Source organism: Halomonas stenophila (assembly GCF_014192275.1).
Classification (GTDB): domain Bacteria; phylum Pseudomonadota; class Gammaproteobacteria; order Pseudomonadales; family Halomonadaceae; genus Halomonas; species Halomonas stenophila.
Window position 1 is genome coordinate 15418 of the sequence record NZ_JACHXR010000016.1, and the last position, 18813, is coordinate 34230.

The window sequence follows — 18813 nt, forward strand, 5'->3', positions numbered from 1 at the left end:
GGGCCGCCCCTCACTCGCCGTTTCCCGACCAGTCCAGCACCAGTCGCTCCCGCTGGTCGAGCCGAACCCGGGCGCCCAGGGGACGGCTTTCCCGGTCGAGTACTCGGCACAGCCAGCGCGTCGCCTCCTCGTCGGCCCGCTCGAGGCGGAAGCGACGCAGCCGCATGGGCACCATGGTCAGCGACTGCAGCCGGCCATCGGCATGGCACAGCACGGGGAAATACAGCAGCACCAGGTCGCCCCGGTAGCTCTCGTGGCCACCGATGCCCTCATAGTCGTTGATCAGGTCACCGCAGCCGTAGAGGATGAGCTTGCCATGGTGGACCTCGATGCCCAGTGGATGGTGGGAAGAGTGCCCCCACACCAGGTCCACGCCGGCGTCGTCGATCAGCCGCTGGGCGAAGGCGCGGTGCTGGGCCGGGAGGGCATAGCCCCAGTTGCCGCCCCAGTGCAGGGAAACGACCGCCAGCTCCCCCGGCGGACGCCGCCGGATCCGGCGGGCGACCTCGCGAACACCGGCATCGCCGGGACGCCGCAGCAGGTCGACCCCGGGACGTGAGGAGGTGGCCTCCCAGCGCTCCGGCACGCCACTGTTCGGCAGGCCCAGGGACAGCAGGCGCACCCGTCCACCCGGCGTCGACAGGCAGAGTGGCGCCGTGGCCTCGTCGCGCTCCCGCCCGGCACCGACATGCCGCAGGCCCGCCGCGTCCAGGGCCTCGAGGGTCTCCAGCAGGCCGGCCTCGCCCCAGTCCAGCACGTGGTTGTTGGCCAGGGTACAGGCATCCACGCCCGCCGCCGCCAGGACGGGCAGGTTATCGGGGTGCATGCGGTAGTTGATGCCCTTGGGCTCGGCGGCCTCGCTGGTGGTGACTGCGGTCTCCAGGTTGATCAACCGCAGGTCCGGGGCATGTTCGGCCAGTTCCGCCAGGGCGTCGCCCCACACATAGGCGAAGTCGACCGGATAGGGAATGGGGCCATGGACCGTCTCGGCCAGGCGCACATAGCCCTCGGCCGAGTCCATGTAGCCTTCGTACAAGCGGGGATCACCGGGATGGGGCAGGATCTGGTCGATGCCGCGCCCGGTCATCACATCACCGGTCAGCCACAGGCTGAGGTCGGAAGAGGTCGTCATTCCTTCACCTCCTACTCGCCGATATCCTCGTGCCACAGCTCGGGGGAAGCGGCGATGAAGCGCTCCATCAGCGCGATGCACTCCGGATCCTGCAGCACCTCGACCTCGACGCCGCGCTCCCGCAGCAGGGCCTCCTCGCCCAGGAAGGTACGGTTCTCGCCGATCACCACCCGGGGAATGCCGTAGAGCAGGATGGCGCCCGTGCACATCGCGCAGGGCGAGAGCGTGGTGTAGAGGGTCGAGTCGCGATAGATCGCCGCCGGCTGCCGCCCGGCGTTGTCCAGGGCATCCATCTCGCCGTGCAGCACCGCACTGCCCAGTTGCACGCGGCGGTTGTGACCGCTGCCGAGGATCACTCCCCGGTGCACCAGGACCGACCCGATCGGAATGCCGCCCTCCGCGAGGCTGTCGCGCGCCTCGTTCAGGGCGGCCTTCATGAAGTGCTCCATGTCACGCTCTCCGTTGCGTTGGCTTGCGCATCAGCCTACGCCGGCCACCCCGGGGCGACCAGCCCCACCCGACCTCACCCCGCGACGACGGGCGCCAGCCCAAGGCCGGTCAGGAGCCGAGCCTCGCCCCCATCGGCAACGCCACGGCCCCATGCGTGGCGTTGCCGTTTGGGAAGCTCCCGATCGATAGCGGCTATGCTGATAACTGAATGACACCCAGCTCTCTACCGCCATGCTCCCGGGAGCCTGACCGTGGCCGACCAGAACAAAGTAATCGCCTTCTACGATGAACGCACGCTGCTGCATCAGCCGAGTATCGACGTTCCCTTTCTGCCCAACCGCATGGATCGCCGTATCCGCCAGCTGCTCGCCGGGCTCTCCATCCCCTGGAAGTACCCGGAGCACCCCGCCCGCCTCACGGCGATCCGCCAGCTGCTCGAGAGGGAGCCCATCCCCGACCTGGTCTTCGAGGCGGGCCGGGAGGCCTCCCATGAGCAACTCGCCAGGGTGCACACGACCTCCTTCCTGCGCGACATCTTCAGCCTGGAGGGGGCCAATACCTGGCTCGACGTGGACACCACCGCCGTCTCGCCGGGCAGCATCGAGGCGGCCCGAGTGGCGGCGGGCACGGCCATCGCCGCCGTCGAAGCGGTGGTCGACGGACGCGCCGAGAGCGCCTTCGCCCTGGTGAGACCGCCCGGCCACCATGCCGAGCCGGTGCGCGCCCGGGGCTTCTGCCTGTTCAACAACGTGGCGGTAGCGGCCGCCCACGCCCAGTCAGCGCTGGGGTGCGAGCGGGTGTTGATCGTCGACTGGGATGCCCATCACGGCAACGGCACCCAGGAGATCTTCTGGGCCTCCCCGGACGTGATGCTGTTCGATATCCACCGGGCCGCTCCCTTCTATCCGGGATCGGGCCGGCTCGAGGAGATCGGTGCCGGCCTCGGCGAGAGCACCACCGTGAACGTGCCGGTACCCGGCGGCACCGGTGACGAAGCCTACCTGACGGCCTTCCGGGAGATCCTGGCACCGGCGGCGGACTGGTTCCAACCCGATCTGATCCTGGTCTCGGCAGGGTTCGACGCCCATTGGCAGGATCTGGCCCTGAATGTTTCCTACGACGGATTCGGGGCCATGACCGGCTTCCTCCAGGCTCTGGCGCGCCGCCACTGCAAGGGGCGCCTGGCCTTCGTGCTGGAAGGCGGCTACAACCTTGAATCGGTGTCGCGGGGCGTTCACAGCGTACTCTCCGTGCTCGCCGGAACTCCCCCTGCCGAACCCGGCAGCCGAGGCCTCTCCGAGGTGCAGGCCGCAGCGGCATTTCATCGCGATGCCTTCATCGACAGCGATGCCAGTGGCGGGGCTCCCCGATGAGGAAGGGCGGCATCGGGCGCCGGCTCAGAGCGCCACGCCGAACCAGGCCTGCGCCAGGTAGCCGGTGAGAAAGGCCAGGCCGGCCGCCGCGCCCCCCATCAGCAGCGTGCGCAGCCCCGACTGCCACACCGGCCGCTGGTAGACCAGGCTCTTGAGCATGCCGATCAGCAGGAACATGAAGGCGGCGATCGCCAGGCTGGCGAGGAAGCGGTGCCAGGGCAGGATGCCGGGCAGCGCATAGGGCACCAGCGGCATCGCCCCCACCACCAGGAAGGCCAGGAAGGTCACCAGCGCCGAGCGCCACGGGCTCAGCGCCACACGCTGCAGGCCATGTTCCTCGGTGAGCATGGTCTCCACCCAGACCTCCCGGTCGCGGCTGATGGTCTCCACCACCTGCTGCAGGACCTCCCCCTCGAAGCCCTTGCGGGCATAGATCTGGCGGATCTCCTCCCGCTCGCCCTCGGGCACCAGGTCGATATGTTCGCGCTCGCGCTCCCGGGCACGCTCCACGCCCTCGCGCTGCGCCTGGACCGCCTCGTAGTTGCTGATCGCCATGCTGAAGCCGTCGGCCAGCAGATTGGCGAAGCCCAGTACCAGCGCCACGTGGGCCGAGAAGCCCGCGCCGAAGGCCCCCGAAACCACCGCGAAGGTGGTCACGCAACCGTCGATGGCCCCCAGGATGGCATCCGGCGTGCTCTGGGCACGGGCCGGTGCCTCGAGTCGACGGCGGATCGCCTCGGGGTCGTGGTACTCCTTCAGCGCCTGCTGCTTGCTGCGCTTCATGGTGTCTTCCTCCGCCACGCGGGCCCTGCCCGCCTTTTGCAGCGTCGTCAGCGGCGTTTCGCCTGTCCAGTCGGTCGACAGGGGCAGTTCCGGCGAAAGCCTGGCGCGCTCCCCTGAGCATACGCCCCGCACCGTCATCCCTCGACGGTTGAGCCGGGGCGCCGAAACCCGGATGATCGAGACCACCCAAGGGCAAGCGAGGAGTGCCACCCATGACCGAGCGACCATCGCCCCGCATCCTGGTCTTCGCCGGCAGCAGCCGGGAGGCCTCGTTCAACAAGCGCCTGGCCCGGCTCGCCGCCGAGCGCATCGAGGCTCACGGCGGCGCGCCGACCTTCGTCGACCTGCGCGACTACCCCATGCCGCTGTACAACGGCGACCTGGAGACCGCCGAGGGCCTGCCCGAGATGGCCGTGGCCCTGCGCGGGGTGCTCGCCGAGCACCAGGGGCTGATGATCGCCTCACCGGAATACAACGGCTTCATCACCCCGCTGCTCAAGAACACCATCGACTGGCTCACCCGCCCCCATGAGGGCGAGAGCGGCCTGGCACTGTTCCAGGGACGCCTCGCGGCGGTGGTCTCCGCCTCGCCGGGCGGACTCGGCGGCATCCGCAGCCTGGCGCTGATTCGCCAGCTGCTCGGCAATATCGGCGTCACGGTGCTGCCGGACCAGCTGGCCGTGGCCCGGGCGGGGGATGCCTTCGGCGAGGATGGCCAGCTGGCGAGCGATGGCCATCGCGACAAGCTGGACGCCATCTGCCGGCGTCTGGCGGAGGACCTGCAGCGCCTGCGGGGACGCTGAGCCCCGCGCCCCCCGCGGCGTCAGCGTCGCGGGGCCGCCACGGGACAAGGCCCGTGTCGGGCCCGACTAACGCTCCCTCGCCTCGGCGATCGTCCAGGCCACCAGCCGGACCACCAGCGGCCTGACGATCAGCACCCCGGCGAAGGCCACCGGCATGGCCCGCACATAGGCCCGGGCCACGGTCGCCAGGTAGTCGGGGCCCATCCCCCCGGTCACCGCCGTGATCACCAGGCTCATCAACAGCGTCATCAGCGCCGACATGTAGATGGCAAAGACCACCGGGGCGAACCGCCGCGGCAGGCCAGCGCGGCGTTTGCCCGCGTCGCGTGACGCCGTCCCCTGGCGCCGGGTCGTGGTTGTCATGGCATGACTCCTCGTTGTGTGTCCGATTTCGAGACAGCCACAGCCTAGCGCCCGCCCGGGATCTCCTGTAGACAGCGGCGGCTTGCTTCACTATCAATGTTTATTTACGAATCCGCCGCAAGATTGCTCGAGATCACCAATGGATACCCTGCGCGCCATCGAAAGCTTCGTGAAGGCCGTGGAGGCCGGCAGCATCGCCGCCGGCGCCAAGCGGCTGGGCATCAGCGCCGCCGCGGCCAGCCAGGGCATCGCCCGCCTGGAGGCCTCGCTGGGGGTGCGGCTGCTGACGCGCACCACGCGGAGCATGTCGCTGACCGACAGCGGCGCGCTCTACTACCAGCGCGTCAGGCATATCGTCCGGGACATCGAACGCGCCCATGACGCCATCTCCTCGCTGCAGGCGGAACCGCGCGGCCGCCTGCGGGTCGCCTCCACCGCCGCCTTCGGCCGCCATGTCCTGGCGCCGCTGATGCCGGAGTTCAACGCTCGCTTCCCGCACCTCTCCCTGGAGATCGTCACCACCGACCGCAGCGTCGACCATATCCGCGAGCACCTCGACGTCAGCATCCGCTTCACGCCCCAGCTGGAGGAAGGCCTGGTGGCCCGGCGCATCGCCTCCCTGCCCTTCCTGTTCTGCGCCTCGCCGGCCTACCTGGCGAAGGCGGGGCATCCCCGGGCACCGGAGGAACTCCGCCACCACGACTGCCTGGCCTTCCGCTTCCCGCGGGATGGCCGCTTCATGAGCTGGGGCTTCATTCGCGACGGGGTGCGCTTCGAGCCGGACGTCAAGGCCGCCATGATCAGCGACGACATCGACGTGCTGACCCAGATGGCCCTCGCCGGGGGCGGCATCACCCGCCTGGCCGACTTCATCGCCCGGCCCCATATCGACCAGGGACGCCTGGTGCCGCTGTTCGAGGACCCCGGCAGCGACGGGGTCCAGGCCGTGTCGGAACCCATGGATATCTACCTGTGCGTCAGGGATCGCCACGAGTTCACCCCCAAGGTGAAGGCCTTCATGGACTACCTGGTCGAGCAGATGCCGCCTCGCTGGCGACCGCGCTAGGGGGGGACGACCGTGCTGCCCATGCCCTGGCTCGCCGCTCGCCAGACGATGTAGAGGCAGGCGGCCATGCCGGCCGCATAGACGCCGGAGCGCCACCAGGCGAGGTTGGCCGCATAGAGCAGCGGATGCAGCAAGCGGCAGGCCAGGAACAGCCACGCCGCCCCGTCGAGGCCGTCGAGGTCCAGCCCGCTGCCGATGGCGATGACGCAGACGGCGGCAAACACCGCCAGCGACTCCCAGGCGTTGGCCTGGGCGGCGTGCACCCGGGCGCCCACCCCCGTGAGGCGCGCCTGCTGGGCTCGCGGATGGTGGTTGTCGAGCCGCCCGAGCTGGCGCACGCGATACAGGGCACCGATCCAGGCCAGCAGGATCGGCAGCAACGAGACGACGAACAGGACATGCAGGATAAGGGGCATGGTTCCTTCCCGGGTATCAGCTCACGGAACCCGCGCACAGGGTGCGTGCCAGCGGCCGTCCGGCGGCAGGGCCCTGGCCTCGGCCACGGCCGGGCGAGCCTCAGTCCAGCCGGCCCTCCCGGGCCAGGCGACGCCGGACCCAGTGGCGATAGCCCCGGGCCAGCAGGGGCTTGAGGCCCGGCAGGCCGATCAGCCAGGCCAGGGGCCTGAGCACGGGCACCCGGCGCATCAGCAGGATATAGGCATCCAGGCCGTCACACAGCCGTCCCTGCTCATCCTCGACATACAGCGAATGCAGGGCGTCGTGCGGGTCGATGCCCCGCTCGCGCAGCCGGTCCTCATGGCGCGTGACGTCGACCCACTCCACATCGGGTGCCCCGCCGGCCAACCGCTCGTAGCGGCGCCGCTCGCGCCGGCAGATGGGGCAGACGGCGTCGTAGTAGACCTTCACGGTGGGCTGGTCGGTCATGGTGTCCTCACGGGATGGCGCGCGCTTTTCCGTCGCCCAGGAAGCCGCGACAGTCCGGCCCTCCTGGGCACTCAGGCCTGAACGACGCGGGTGGCCAGCAGCTCGCCCTTGCCCACCGGGACCAGGCTGGAGACGAAAGCCGGGTCGTGCTCCACCAGCGCGACGAAGGGCGCGACCTCCTCGGCATGGGAGGTGGCGTTATCCATCACCAGCAGGCCGCCCGGGCTCAGCACGCGCCGCAGCATCGGCCACCAGTCCGGGTAGCGGGCCCGGTCGGCGTCGAGGAAGATCAGGTCCAGCGAGGCCTCGCCCTGGCGCTCGAGCACCTTCTCGGCATCGGCATGCAACGACTCGATCACCCCCTCCACGCCGGCGGCCGCGAAGTTCTCCCCGGCCTTCACCCACTTGTCGGTGGCCCACTCCACGGTGGTGACCCGGCCGCCGGTGGCCAGGGCCGCCTCGGCGAGCCACAGGGTGGAGTACCCATTGGAGGTGCCGACCTCCAGGATCTGCCGGGCGCCGGTGGCCCGGACCAGCACGCCGAGGAATTCCCCGGTGTCCGGCGTGATATTGAGCATTCGCTCTTGGCTCTCGCCGACGACCTGGTCGTTGGCCGCGCCGAAGGCCTCCAGCTCGGCCTTCACGGCCGACAGGGTTCCGGGTTCGTGCATCGCCTGCTCCCTTGGCAAACGGGGGGGTGGTCGTAGATGGCTCTGTCATGACAAGACAACCGGATCCGGCGCCATGTTCCCATGGATGTCACCCGGCCCCGGCGGAGCGCAACGCTCGGGGCGGCACTTCGCTCGGCACGCGCCAGGGCGGCGATGCGCTGCCGACACGCGATTTCTCCCCCGTCGCCGGCCTGGCGCATACTCAGGTAAGCAGTCACTCACCGAGGTGCCGGCATGCCCCAGCCCCACCAGGATGGCCGTTATCGCCATGAGTACCTGAGCCACAAGGCGCTCGGCCGCCAGCTCGAGGCCTGGGCCGAGGCCCACCCCGAGCTCGCCCACCTGCGCAGCATCGGCACGACGCCGCAGGGCCGCGAGATCTGGGTGCTGACCATCGGCCCGGAACCCGACCGCCGGCGCCCCGGCGTCTGGGTGGATGGCAACATGCACGGCACCGAGCTGGCCGGCTCCAGCGTCGCCCTGGCCATCGCCGAGGCTGCCCTCGCCCTGCACCTCGACCCCGAGGCGCTGGCCGACGACTGGCCCGAGCCGCAGCGCGAGGCCCTGCGCGAGGTGCTGTTCTACATCTGCCCCCGGGTCTCGCCCGACGGGGCCGAGCAAGTGCTGAGCCAGGGCGGCTTCGTGCGCTCGGTGCCGCGACGCCACCCGGACAGCCCCGAGCGACCTCGCTGGTATGCCCAGGACCTGGACGGCGACGGCCGCTGCCGCTACCTGCGCCAGGCCGACCCGGCCGGCGACTTCGTGGCCTCGACCCGCTACCCCGGGCTGATGCTGCCGCGGCGAGTGGACGATCCGCCGCCCTACTGGCGGCTCTACCCGGAGGGCGCCATCGAGCACTGGGACGGCCAGACGATCCCCGAGCCGGACTGGCTGGCCGACACCCCCGACTTCAACCGCCAGTTTCCCTGGGGCTGGCAACCCGAGCCCGAACAGCTCGGCGCCGGCCAGCGGCCCGGCGCCGAGCCGGAGACCCGCGCCGTCATCGACTTCGCCCTGCGCCACCCCAACCTCTATGCCTGGCTGAACCTGCACACCTTCGGCGGGGTCTTCATCCGCCCCCTCTCCGATGCTCCGGACAGCCGCATGGCCCCGGCCGACCTGGCGCTCTATCGCCAGCTCGCCGACTGGGGCGAGGCACGAGTCGGCTATCCCACGGTAAGCAGCTTCGAGGAGTTCTGCTACGAGCCCGAGACCCCGCTGCACGGCGACCTGATCGATTTCACCTACCACCAGCGGGGCTGCGTGGCGATCGTCTGCGAGCTCTGGGACCTGTTCCGCCGACTCGGACGGCCCACCCCCGAGCGCTTCATCGACCACTACACGAGCCTCGACCGCGAGGCGCTGGAGGGGCTGGCCCGCTGGGACCTCAGCGAGAACCGGCGGCGGCTGTTCGGCGACTGGCGGTCCCTGGTGCATCCCCAGCTGGGGCAGGTGGAGGTCGGCGGCCTGGACCCGGTCTGCGGGCTCTGGAACCCGCCTCCCGAGGCACTGCCCGAGCTCTGCGATGCCCTGGCCGATTACTGGCTGCGGGTCGCCGCCATGCTGCCGCGGCTGGTGATCGAGCAGCTGACCCTGACCCGGCTGGGGCCGCGTCAGCACCTGCTGGAGCTGACCGCCGCCAACCATGGCTACCTGCCGACGCAGGGCGTGCAGGCGGCGCGCGACCGGCCCTGGAACGGCGGCGTGGTGGCCTGGGCAAGCCCGCTGGGCTGCCGCCTGCACGGCTCCTGCCAAGCCCGCCAGGAACTGGGCCACCTCGACGGCTGGGGGCGCGGCCGGGGCGATGCCGCCCATATGCCCTGGTTCCAGCGCTCCCGGGGCAACAGCCACCAGGCCCGGGCGCGCTGGCTGATCGAGGGAGAGGGCGAGGTGACGGTGCGGGTCGAGAGCCCGCGGCTGGGCGGCATCACGCGCCGGCTGGCAGTCGAGGACGCCCGCTAGCCGGGGCCTCCCGCACTAGATGCCGATGTCCTCGTCGTACTCCTTGTCGGCGTGTTCCTGGAGCGGCGAGTCCTCGTCGCACTCGGGCGAGTGCGTGAAGGTCCGGGTGACGTCGAGCTCCCCCAGGTCCTGGATGGCACGCCGCCCCAGCAGCACCGGGTAGTTCATGTCGTCGCGATCCTCCAGGCTGAACTGCTCCTGGTAGCGGGTATCCCCCATGCAGATCGTCAGCAGCACCGCCGGGCGACGGTCCTGGCCGCCGGCGCCGGTGAGGAGCAGCCGGCGATAGACCTCGCGCTCGAACTGCTGGGACACCACCTCGCCGGTGGCCTCGTCCTCGACCTCGATCTCGAAGCGCACCCAGTCCTCGCCGTCGCGCTCGAACTCCTCGATGTCCTCGGCCTGCATGGAGGACGTCAGTGCGCCGCTGTCGAGCTTGGCCTTCAGCTCCACGCCCCAGGGCTCGATGGTGGTCTTCTCGACCCAGCCATACACTTCGGGTTCGTCGTCGTCGGCGGCGGCGGTGCCACTCAGCAGGCAGGCCCCCAGCAGGGGGATCAGGGCGTGTCGCAGGGCGGTTCTCATTCCGGCTCCTCGGGTAACGCTGATGGATGGACGCGTGGTGAACGGGGCCCCGCATGGGCGCACCGCCTGCATGGACAGCCGGCGGGCAGGCGGGTTCCCCGTGGCGTCAGATGGTGTCACGCGGGATGGATTCGTTCCACGTGCGCGAGAATACCCGCTCGCCCCCCTCGTAGGCATCCAGGGTGGCGTTGAGGTGGAAATGGGTGGGCGTGGTAGTCAACAGCGTGCGGGTGGTGGTGTCCACGCGCCAGTCGCCCCGCTCGAAATGGCGGCTGTTGACCACCTCGCCGCTGACCGTGGCGTAGTCGTCGTTGGCGTAGGCATAGCGCTCGGTGACGTCATAGCCGAGCGTCAGGCCCAGGTCGTCGAGGCGCCAGCAGCCGTCGTTGTCGATGACCCTCAGGACGGCCTCGTTGGTGGCCAGGTTGAACAGCACCGTCCACTCGCGATGGGCCGGCACCAGCAGGGTGGTGGCCGGCCCCGGCGCCATGCGCGGCGTGCCGAGATCGGGCAAGGCGGCATCCTGCGCCCGCGCCGGACGCGACGGCAGCAGCAGCCGGCAGCCCCGGGGATGGAGCGTCAGCGTCGCCGGCAGCGGCGAGGGCCAGGCCAGCGGCCAGTACGAGGACGACACCGCCACGCGGATGCGATTGCCCACCGGGAAGGCCTGGGCGACATGGTTGAGGCGCACGCGGACGCGGCAGGTCTCGCCGGGGGGCAACGGCTCGGGGCGGTCGTGCCCCTGGCGATGGCTGAGGTTGAGCAACCCGTAGGTCACCAGGGTGACGGTGCCGTCGGGGCCGATATCGGACAGCCGCACGGCGACCATCGCCTGGGGGCGGTCCGCGGAGAGCTCGAGCTCGACGACGGGCTGGCCGAGGATCTCCACGGCCTGCGTCAGCGGGGCGGTGTCGAAGCACAGCGAGCCGCCATCCTCCAGGCGCTGGTCGGTGGGCAGGTCGGTGCTCTCCGAATAGCTGCACCACTTGCCGGCGAAGAGCCCCACGCTCAGCGGGCTGCGGATCGACAGCGGCGCCGCGTCGGGCCGTGCCACGCCCTCGTCCACCAGGCCCGCGGCCGACAGGCCGTACGCCAGGGTGTGCAGGCGACCGCTCGGCCAGCGGGTCTCGGCCACCCAGCGACCGGGACGGTCGTCGCTGATCGGCGAGACGCTGTCCTGCATCCAGGCCCGCAGCAGCGGCTCCCGGTCCACGCCGTTGTCGACCCCCTTCAGCCAGCGATCCCACCAGCGCAGGCATTCGCCGAGGAAGTCGATGGACGGGCCCGGCCCGCCCAGATGGGGATACTTGTGCCCCCAGGGGCCCACCAGGCCCTTGCGCGGGACCGCCAGGTGCTGCAACAGCCGGAACACGGTGTTGCAGTAGCCGTCGGCCCAACCGCTGACCGCGAAGACCGGGCAACGGATCGCCGAGAAGTCCTCGCAGACCGAGGCGTGGCGCCAGAAGGCATCGCGACGCTGGTGCGCCAGCCAGGTCTTCAGCCAGAGGCCGCTGCCCTCGAGGCGCTGGAACCACAGCTCGCGCCAGCGCTCGCCGACGATGGTCGGGTCCGGCGGACAGGCATTGTAGGAGAACATCACCGAGGCCCAGGACAGGTTGTCGGTCAGCAGGCAGCCGCCCATGTAATGGACATCGTCGGTGTAGCGATCATCGGAGGAGCATACCGAGATCACGGCCTTCAGCTCGGGGGGCTGCAGGGCGGCGATCTGCAGGCCGTTGAAGCCGCCCCAGGAGATGCCCATCATGCCCACCTCGCCGCTGCACCACGGCTGAGCGGCGATCCAGCGGATCACCTCGACCCCATCGCCGAGCTCCTGGGGCAGGTACTCGTCGTGGAGCACGCCATCGGAGTCGCCGCTGCCGCGCAGGTCGACGCGCACGCCGGCGTAGCCGTGCCGGGCGAAGTAGCCGTGGACCTGGCTGTCGCGACTGGCCCGGAAGTCCCGCTTGCGGTAGGGAATGTATTCGAGGATCGCCGGGACCGGCGCCTGCTCGGCCCCCTCGGGCAACCACAGCTTGGCGGCCAGACGGCAGCCGTCCGACATGGGAATCCAGGTATTCTCGATGACCGTTACCCCGGCCTCATGACCGCCCGCCATCTCGCGCCCTCCCGACCCGATGCCGCCGGGTCCCGCCGCGAAGGCGGCCCGGCATCGTATATGCTTCAGGATACACCGCCGCCAGCGGTGCTTGCCGGAGAGGTGAGTGCCATGAAGATCGTCGAGGATTTTCCCCGGGAGGTCCGGGTCATCGAGAACGTCTGGATCCCCATGAGCGACGGGGCCCGCCTGGCGGCCCGGATCTGGCGGCCCACCGACGCGGAGCAGGACCCCGTGCCGGCCATCCTGGAGTACATGCCCTACCGCAAGCGCGACTTCACCCGCCTGCGCGACGAGCCGTTGCACCGCTACTTCGCGGGCCATGGCTACGCCTGTATCCGCCTCGACCTGCGCGGCAGCGGCGACTCCGATGGCGTGCTCCTCGACGAGTACCTGCCCCAGGAACTCGACGACGCCGTCGAGGCCATCGACTGGCTGGTCGCCCAGCCCTGGTGCAACGGCCGCGTCGGCATGATGGGCATCTCCTGGGGCGGCTTCAACGCCCTCCAGGTGGCGGCCCTGCGCCCCGCGCCGCTCAAGGCGATCATCACCATGTGCTCCACCGACGACCGCTACCGGGACGACGTGCACTACCAGGGCGGCTGCCTGCTCAACGAGAACCTCGGCTGGGGATCGGTGCTGCTGTCCTGCGCCACCACGCCCCCGGACCCGGACATCGCCGGGGCCGACTGGCGGGCGAAGTGGCGGCAGCGCATCGAGCAGGCGCCCTTCTATCCCCTGGTGTGGATGCGCCATCCCCATCGCGACGCCTACTGGCAGCACGGCTCGGTGTGCGAGGACTTCGCGGCCGTGGCCTGCCCGGTGTTCGCCGTGGGCGGCTGGGCCGACGGCTACGTGAACGCCATCCCGCGGCTGCTGGCCGGGCTGACGGTGCCGCGCAAGGGCCTGATCGGCCCTTGGTCCCACGCCTTCCCCCACGCCGCCCTGCCCGGGCCGGCCATCGGCTTCTTCCAGGAGGCCATGCGCTGGTGGGATCACTGGCTGAAGGGGCTGGAGACCGGCGTCATGGACGAGCCCATGCTGCGGGTGTGGATGGAGGAATACGTGCCCCCCGCGCCGATGCATGCCGAGCGTCCCGGGCGCTGGGTGGCGGAGGAGAGCTGGCCCTCGCCGCGGCTCGGGGAGAAGACGCTCTACCTGAACGTGCTGTCGCTGGGCGAACGCCCCGACGGCGAGGACCGCATGCGCCTGGCCTCGCCGCAGACCACCGGGCTGACCGCCGGCGACTGGTACGGCTTCGGCTCGGAGGGCGAGGCGCCGATCGACCAGCGGGAGGACGACGGCAAGTCCCTGGTGTTCGACGCCGACCCCCTCGAGGAGCGCCTGGAGGTCCTCGGCGCCCCCAGCGTCTCGCTGGCCCTGGCGGTCGACCGCCCCGTCGCCTTCATCATCGTGCGCCTCAACGATGTGGCGCCCGATGGGGCCTCCGCCCGGGTCAGCTACGGCATCCTCAACCTGGCCCAGCGCGACAGCCCCGCGAGCCCGGCCCCCATGACGCCGGGCCGACGCTACCAGGTCGCGCTCCAGCTCAACGACATCGCCTATGCCTTCGCCCCCGGCCACACCCTCCGGCTGGCGATCTCGACCAGCTACTGGCCGGTGATCTGGCCGGCCCCGGAGCCCGTCAACCTGACCCTCTACACCGGCGCCAGCCGGCTCACGCTGCCGGTGCGGCCGCCGCGTGACGAGGACCACCAGTTGCGGCCCTTCGAGCCGCCGGAACGCGCCCCCATGCCCGAGATGACCACCCTGACGGTGGCCCCCTTCCGCCGGCAGGTGGAGCGTGACCTGACGACCGGCATGTCGACCTACCGGATCTCGACCACCGGCGGGGACTTCGGCGACGCCGCCGTGGCCCGGATCGAGGACATCGACCTGACGGTCGGCTACACCATCACCAAGACCTACCGGATCCATGACTACGATCCGGGATCGGCCGAGGCGACGGTCGAGCAGATCACCACCCATCGCCGCGGTCCCTGGTCCACCCGCCTGGAGTGCCGCACCCAGTTGACCGCGACGCCCCACAGCTTCCGCATTCGCGGCCTGCTGAGAGCCTACGAGGGGGGCGACCTCTTCGCCCGCCGGGACTGGGACGAGGAGGTCAGCCGTGACCTGCTGTGACGTCAGGCGCCGACATCGAGGCCCTGGCGCGAGACCGCGGCCTCGAGGATCAGCCGCAGCAGCTCGTGGTAGGGATAGCCCGCCCACTCGGCCATCAGGGCCAGCTTGCCGTCCCAGTACCAGGTGGGGTTGGTGTTGGCGTCGAGCAGCCGCGGCTGGCCGTCCTCGCCCTCGCGGAAGTCGAAGCGCGCGTAGTCGCGCAGGCCCAGGCGCCGGAACAGGGTCACCGAATGGTCCACCAGCTGGCTCCACTTGACGTCATCGATCCGGGCCCGGCGGAAGCGGAGCTTGGCCCAGTAGGGCGAGTCCGGGTCCGCCTTGGAGCCGTAGGTGAGGATCGGCGGCAGCCGCGGGTCCAGTGCCGTGTAGTCGATCTCCAGGGGCGGCAGGACCGTGAAGCCGGTCGCGGGGTTGCCGACCAGCCCGACCGTGTACTCCGGGCCGGTGAGGAAGTCCTGGATGAGGGCATCGACGACGCCGGGCTGCGCGGCCAGCCAGCGCAGGTAGGCCTCCGCCTCCCCTGGCTCCTGCACCACGCAATCCCGGGTGATGCCGAAGCTGCCGCCGCTGCTGTTGGGCTTGATCAGGCAGGGATAGATGCTCGGCAGCACCAGCGGGGCGGCGGCCAGGTCCACGTAGGTCTCGTTGGGCACGGGGATGCCCTGCCCCGCCGCCAGGGCCCGGACCAGGGCCTTGTCGGTGGTCAGGCTGATGCTCATGGGATCGGCCCCGGTATAGGGAATGCCCAGGATCTCCAGCAGGGCCGGGATATCTCGCTCCAGCTCCCAGTGGTTGCGAAAGCCGGTATCACAGAGGTTCAGGGCCAGGTCGAAGGGGGTGCCACGCAGGTCGTCGATCAGCGCGGCATGGTGGTCGAGGTAGCGGAACTGGTAGCCCTCGAGCTGCGAGAGCGCCGTGTGCAGGTGCTCGACCGCCCCCCGTTCCTCGTCGCCGAAGCGCCCGCCGACGGCATAGGCATACGGCAGCCGGGGGTCGCCCAGCACCACGGCCACTATCAGGTCTCCCATGGATCCTCCGTCGCGGCGCGCCGGCCAGGCACCGCCCGGCATGGCAAGCGATAACCGAAGTATAGCTCGTCGGAGCGCCCCTCGCGGTCCGCTCGAGGGACGGGGAGCGATTGCGCGACTATCCGGTCAACGTCGCAGGGCGCTAGGGTAAGGAAGCAGCCTCCAGAGGGGCACACCATGACACTGAGACGCAACCGACTGTGGCGCAACCGGCTGACCAACGCCGTGCAGACCCTGCTGATCATGGGCGGCCTGGCGCTCTCGCTCTCCGTGCCCGGCTACCTGCTCGCCGGCCCCGGGGGCGTGCTGATCTCGTTGACCGCGGTCGTCTTCACCACCCTGATGAGCAGCTGGATGCCCGTGCGGGTGATCCTGACCAATGCAGGGGCCGGGGTGCTGCGCCACCACCAGGCCCCCGAGCTCTACGAGATGCTCGCCCACCTCTACGCGCGCGCCGACCTGCCCATCGCCCCCCAGCTCTTCTACGTGCCCTCCCCCGATCTCAACGCCTTCGCCGTCGGTACCTGGCGGGATGGCGGCATCGCCGTCACCGAGGGGCTGCTGAATTCGCTATCGATGCGCGAGCTGGCCGGGGTGCTGGCCCACGAGACGAGCCACCTGCGCCACGGCGATACCCGGGTGATGTCCATGGCGGCGGCCATGACCCGCCTCACCCTGTGGCTGACCCTGGTGGTGCAGGTGGCCCTGCTCGCGAGCCTGCCGCTGGTGGCCGCCGGGGAGCTGGCCTTTCCCTGGGGGCCGCTGCTGCTGGTGGCCGTGGCGCCCACCCTGAGCACCCTGCTGTCGCTGGCGCTCTCCCGCAACCGCGAGTACAAGGCCGACCTGGAGGCGGTGGCCCTCACCGGCGACCCCGAGGGCCTGGCCTCGGCGCTGACCGCGCTGGAGCGCTACCACAGCCGCTGGCTGTCGACGATCTTCGGCCGTCAGCAGCAGCCCACCGGGCTCGACTGGCTGCGCACCCATCCGCCCACCGAGGAACGTATCCAGCGGCTGTTCGACATCGACAGTGATCTCCATGCACTCGCCCAGCATCCCGGGCTGCAACGCCACCACGGACAGCGACCGAGGATCCACCAGCGGCCCGGCCCGCAGGGGGGCCATCACTGGTTCCTGCGCCGGCGCCGCTGAGGCGCCCCGGCCTGGTCAGGCTATCGGGGCTGCGGGGAGGCGCTCAGCTCCGCCGCTCCTCCTCCTCGAGCTCTTGCACATTACCCATCGAGGCCAGCCGGATGTCGCGCCAGGTACGGATGGTGGGCTTGAAGGCGAACAGGGCCGAGCCGACGATAAAGCACCAGGCCACGCTCCGTGAGGGTCAGAGCCGCTGGATGTCGATCACGAAGCCGATGATGGGATACCCGGCCTGGCGGGCGGCCTTCTCGGCCTCCATCTGGGCCTCGAGACGGGAGATGCTGGAGGAGTGATGCTCGAAGACGGTGTCCATCTCCAGCTGCTTGGTGCGCACGGCGAGCTTGACGACATGGCCCGTCTTCATCGCCTTGGCCGGCTGGCCGGGGTCCTGCGGCCGGGATGGGGCTCTCCTGGCCTGGGCGGGCTTGGTGCCGGGCGGGTCGGCATCCAGGAAGGCACTGATCTCCCGGGACATCTGCTCTTCAAAATCAGCGAGTTCTTCGCTCATATCGCTCCTATTGATGGACTCGGTGGATAGAGGTGAGTGTGCCATAAGCCCTATCCAGTAGCCATCGGCCACGAACGGACTTACAGCGTAAGCTGATATAGCACCTGCGGTAACCGGCGCCGGAGCGCAGCGGAGGGAACTCAACACAGCACCCGTTTGGCGACCGGTTGACCGCCCTGTCACACCTTGACCGAATACTTGAGATCGCGCACCTCGTCTCCGGTCATGCCGCGAAAGCCCCAACAGTGGGCTGGCTGTTCCTTGATAGTCACTTCCACATCTACCGGTGCAATACCAACGTCCGATTCAATCTTTGTGAATAACTCTTTGATCAGCGCCTTTTGGGTATCCGCTGAGCGCCCCTGCATCATATTGATCTCGATGACCGTGTAGGCGGGCGTTCTGCCACCAGGATAGTAGAAATCCTCGGCCTCCAGGGGAACAAAGCGATGAGCCCTCTTGTCTTCCGGCATCCCCAGCACCGATTGCATGCAACCGTGGATGACGTCGGAGAGCTGTGCCTTGAGCGGATTCAGGTATTCCTTGATGCCATAAATGACAATCACGATGCCTCCTGCAATGTGTGTATTACAGCGATTATACCGCTTGCTCCACATTCGGCAATGGGGCTGCCCCTGAGGGAACCCTTGGATGACTGGGTTCGTGTCGTTACCATGCACAATGTAGGGCTAATGTTATCTGCGTCAATCAGAACGGCTAGCTTCTTTCGTTGTTCCATGGGGCTATGACCTATTGCTTGAATTAGACCCAACAGTGTAACCTTTTTTTGTTCATCTGCACCTCCGCGCATACAGCCGAAGAATGCCCCTGACTGTCACGTCCAGTTGACTGCCCACAGAATAATCCCCCGATACCACATAGCTGGCCCTATCTTCTGAAATCAACTTCTCAATCTTCTCTTGGGTTTTACCCTCGTTCCACTTTTCACCATCAAAAACGGCAATGCTGCACCCTCCCTGCGCTTTAACCATTTTCATGGCTGGAATATCAGTATCCCCATCACCAAAATAAATCATGCGATCGAAGGGGAACGGGCGGTCCTGGGGTTCTATGTATTCGTTTACTTTCTTATTATCCCAACTATTTTCTATCCCCTTGTTTATTCGGAACAGGTACTGGGTCTTCGTGGTGTAGTCGATCGCAACGGCTGGCCATTTGGCGAATCCGGCTTCCTCATCATAATGGTAGCGGCATCCGAATATTTTTTTGAAATACTTGGCCACAGGCGTACCGCGAATCATCTCTTCAAGCCCACTCGATACTATGTAATGGCTGAGAGCAATACCCTGGTCGCTTGCAAAGCGATTGACCGCATCAAACCAACCCTCAACACCCGGGAATAGGGGAATGGATTCACCATGCAACTGGAGCCTCTCGGGGCTCAATTCTGTTTGCTTGCCGACCTCGCGGGCTCGTAGCGCCAACTCGCCTAGGTAGGTGAGTATCTCATCACCATCCCGCTCATGGTTCTTTCGGTGAACTTCAGGCCAGAACTCCGCTTTATCGGACAAATCCAAGGCTGGCATCAGTCCATGTTCAGCACAATTTCCCTTTGCGAGGGTACCGTCGAAATCATAAACCAATGCGCACTGCATAGTTCGCTTTCCTTCTTTTCATGGATCTTGACGAAGCGGACCTCAGCCGCGGCGGAACTGCACGGCAGTTTTGGCGTCAGCTGGAGCGCCTTGTTGGGCAACCGGGGGCTGCCACCGATTACCCTTTACCCTTGTGGCCCCCTTACTCCCGAAAAGAGCACTGCTGAGGGCAGGC

Annotated in this window: 20 protein-coding genes; 6 read left to right on the plus strand and 14 right to left on the minus strand. The window is 68.7% G+C overall.

The features are described from left to right. Positions 1-10: 10 nt before the first annotated feature. Positions 11-1132, minus strand: coding sequence for a CapA family protein (locus FHR97_RS18390; RefSeq protein ID WP_183385256.1), 1122 nt, complete (start codon positions 1130-1132; stop codon positions 11-13). Between the two features lie 11 nt (positions 1133-1143). After that, a complete protein-coding gene (locus tag FHR97_RS18395) occupies positions 1144-1581 on the minus strand; it encodes a nucleoside deaminase (RefSeq protein WP_183385257.1) in 438 nt (145 codons plus the stop codon). A gap of 252 nt (positions 1582-1833) precedes the next feature. On the opposite strand from FHR97_RS18395, the gene FHR97_RS18400 reads away from it, so the two are divergent. Further along, positions 1834-2955 (plus strand): histone deacetylase family protein, encoded by a 1122-nt coding sequence (locus tag FHR97_RS18400; protein ID WP_343065631.1) that lies wholly within the window; start codon positions 1834-1836, stop codon positions 2953-2955. Positions 2956-2979: 24 nt separating this feature from the next. Here FHR97_RS18400 and FHR97_RS18405 read toward each other — a convergent pair whose 3' ends face one another. Next, on the minus strand, positions 2980-3738 hold the full coding sequence (locus FHR97_RS18405; RefSeq protein ID WP_183385258.1) for a VIT1/CCC1 transporter family protein: 759 nt from the start codon (positions 3736-3738) through the stop codon (positions 2980-2982). 212 nt (positions 3739-3950) lie between these two features. Between FHR97_RS18405 and FHR97_RS18410 the strand changes: the two genes are divergently transcribed. After that, complete coding sequence (locus tag FHR97_RS18410; RefSeq protein ID WP_183385259.1) at positions 3951-4541, plus strand: NADPH-dependent FMN reductase; 591 nt, start codon at positions 3951-3953, stop codon at positions 4539-4541. Positions 4542-4607: 66 nt separating this feature from the next. Here FHR97_RS18410 and FHR97_RS18415 read toward each other — a convergent pair whose 3' ends face one another. After that, positions 4608-4904 carry a DUF2798 domain-containing protein gene (locus FHR97_RS18415; RefSeq protein ID WP_183385260.1) on the minus strand — a complete coding sequence of 99 codons (297 nt, stop codon included), beginning with the start codon at positions 4902-4904 and terminating at the stop codon, positions 4608-4610. A 139-nt stretch (positions 4905-5043) separates the two neighbouring features. Here FHR97_RS18415 and FHR97_RS18420 point away from each other — a divergent pair, with 139 nt between their 5' ends. Beyond that, entirely contained in the window at positions 5044-5970 is a 927-nt protein-coding gene (locus tag FHR97_RS18420) for a LysR family transcriptional regulator (RefSeq protein WP_183385261.1), read from the plus strand. Here the strand turns inward: FHR97_RS18420 and FHR97_RS18425 are convergent. The 3 genes from FHR97_RS18425 to FHR97_RS18435 all read right to left on the minus strand — a co-directional run bounded on the left by FHR97_RS18425 (position 5967) and on the right by FHR97_RS18435 (position 7526). Then, positions 5967-6386, minus strand: coding sequence for an MAPEG family protein (locus FHR97_RS18425; protein ID WP_183385262.1), 420 nt, complete (start codon positions 6384-6386; stop codon positions 5967-5969). The two genes, FHR97_RS18420 and FHR97_RS18425, sit on opposite strands and share 4 nt — an antisense overlap. Before the next feature lie 100 nt (positions 6387-6486). After that, positions 6487-6855 carry a thiol-disulfide oxidoreductase DCC family protein gene (locus FHR97_RS18430; protein WP_183385263.1) on the minus strand — a complete coding sequence of 123 codons (369 nt, stop codon included), beginning with the start codon at positions 6853-6855 and terminating at the stop codon, positions 6487-6489. Positions 6856-6926: 71 nt separating this feature from the next. Next, positions 6927-7526 carry an O-methyltransferase gene (locus tag FHR97_RS18435; RefSeq protein WP_183385264.1) on the minus strand — a complete coding sequence of 200 codons (600 nt, stop codon included), beginning with the start codon at positions 7524-7526 and terminating at the stop codon, positions 6927-6929. 234 nt (positions 7527-7760) lie between these two features. Between FHR97_RS18435 and FHR97_RS18440 the strand changes: the two genes are divergently transcribed. Continuing rightward, positions 7761-9488 (plus strand): M14 family metallopeptidase, encoded by a 1728-nt coding sequence (locus tag FHR97_RS18440; RefSeq protein ID WP_183385265.1) that lies wholly within the window; start codon positions 7761-7763, stop codon positions 9486-9488. 15 nt (positions 9489-9503) lie between these two features. Here FHR97_RS18440 and rloA3 read toward each other — a convergent pair whose 3' ends face one another. Together rloA3 and FHR97_RS18450 are read right to left on the minus strand one after the other, a co-directional pair. After that, complete coding sequence (rloA3, locus tag FHR97_RS18445; protein WP_183385266.1) at positions 9504-10073, minus strand: retropepsin-like aspartic peptidase RloA3; 570 nt, start codon at positions 10071-10073, stop codon at positions 9504-9506. Between the two features lie 106 nt (positions 10074-10179). Next, positions 10180-12192, minus strand: coding sequence for a CocE/NonD family hydrolase (locus tag FHR97_RS18450; RefSeq protein WP_183385267.1), 2013 nt, complete (start codon positions 12190-12192; stop codon positions 10180-10182). Between the two features lie 111 nt (positions 12193-12303). On the opposite strand from FHR97_RS18450, the gene FHR97_RS18455 reads away from it, so the two are divergent. Then, positions 12304-14337: a CocE/NonD family hydrolase gene (locus tag FHR97_RS18455; RefSeq protein WP_183385268.1), complete on the plus strand. Its 2034-nt coding sequence runs from the start codon at positions 12304-12306 to the stop codon at positions 14335-14337. A gap of 2 nt (positions 14338-14339) precedes the next feature. Here the strand turns inward: FHR97_RS18455 and FHR97_RS18460 are convergent, their stop codons facing one another. Further along, on the minus strand, positions 14340-15365 hold the full coding sequence (locus tag FHR97_RS18460) for a D-alanine--D-alanine ligase family protein (RefSeq protein WP_183385269.1): 1026 nt from the start codon (positions 15363-15365) through the stop codon (positions 14340-14342). A gap of 177 nt (positions 15366-15542) precedes the next feature. On the opposite strand from FHR97_RS18460, the gene FHR97_RS18465 reads away from it, so the two are divergent. Next, positions 15543-16514 carry a zinc metalloprotease HtpX gene (locus tag FHR97_RS18465; protein WP_183385270.1) on the plus strand — a complete coding sequence of 324 codons (972 nt, stop codon included), beginning with the start codon at positions 15543-15545 and terminating at the stop codon, positions 16512-16514. Between the two features lie 43 nt (positions 16515-16557). Here the strand turns inward: FHR97_RS18465 and FHR97_RS20175 are convergent, their stop codons facing one another. From FHR97_RS20175 to FHR97_RS18480, 4 genes are all read right to left on the minus strand, one after another. After that, positions 16558-16686, minus strand: coding sequence for a YrhK family protein (locus FHR97_RS20175; RefSeq protein WP_221187865.1), 129 nt, complete (start codon positions 16684-16686; stop codon positions 16558-16560). Between the two features lie 12 nt (positions 16687-16698). Continuing rightward, positions 16699-17022: a hypothetical protein gene (locus tag FHR97_RS18470; RefSeq protein ID WP_183385271.1), complete on the minus strand. Its 324-nt coding sequence runs from the start codon at positions 17020-17022 to the stop codon at positions 16699-16701. Between the two features lie 179 nt (positions 17023-17201). Continuing rightward, the gene (locus FHR97_RS18475; protein ID WP_183385272.1) at positions 17202-17588 is read right to left on the minus strand and encodes a tautomerase family protein; all 387 of its coding nucleotides are present in this window, start codon (positions 17586-17588) and stop codon (positions 17202-17204) included. Positions 17589-17813: 225 nt separating this feature from the next. Further along, entirely contained in the window at positions 17814-18638 is an 825-nt protein-coding gene (locus FHR97_RS18480; RefSeq protein WP_183385273.1) for an HAD family hydrolase, read from the minus strand. Positions 18639-18813: the final 175 nt, after the last annotated feature.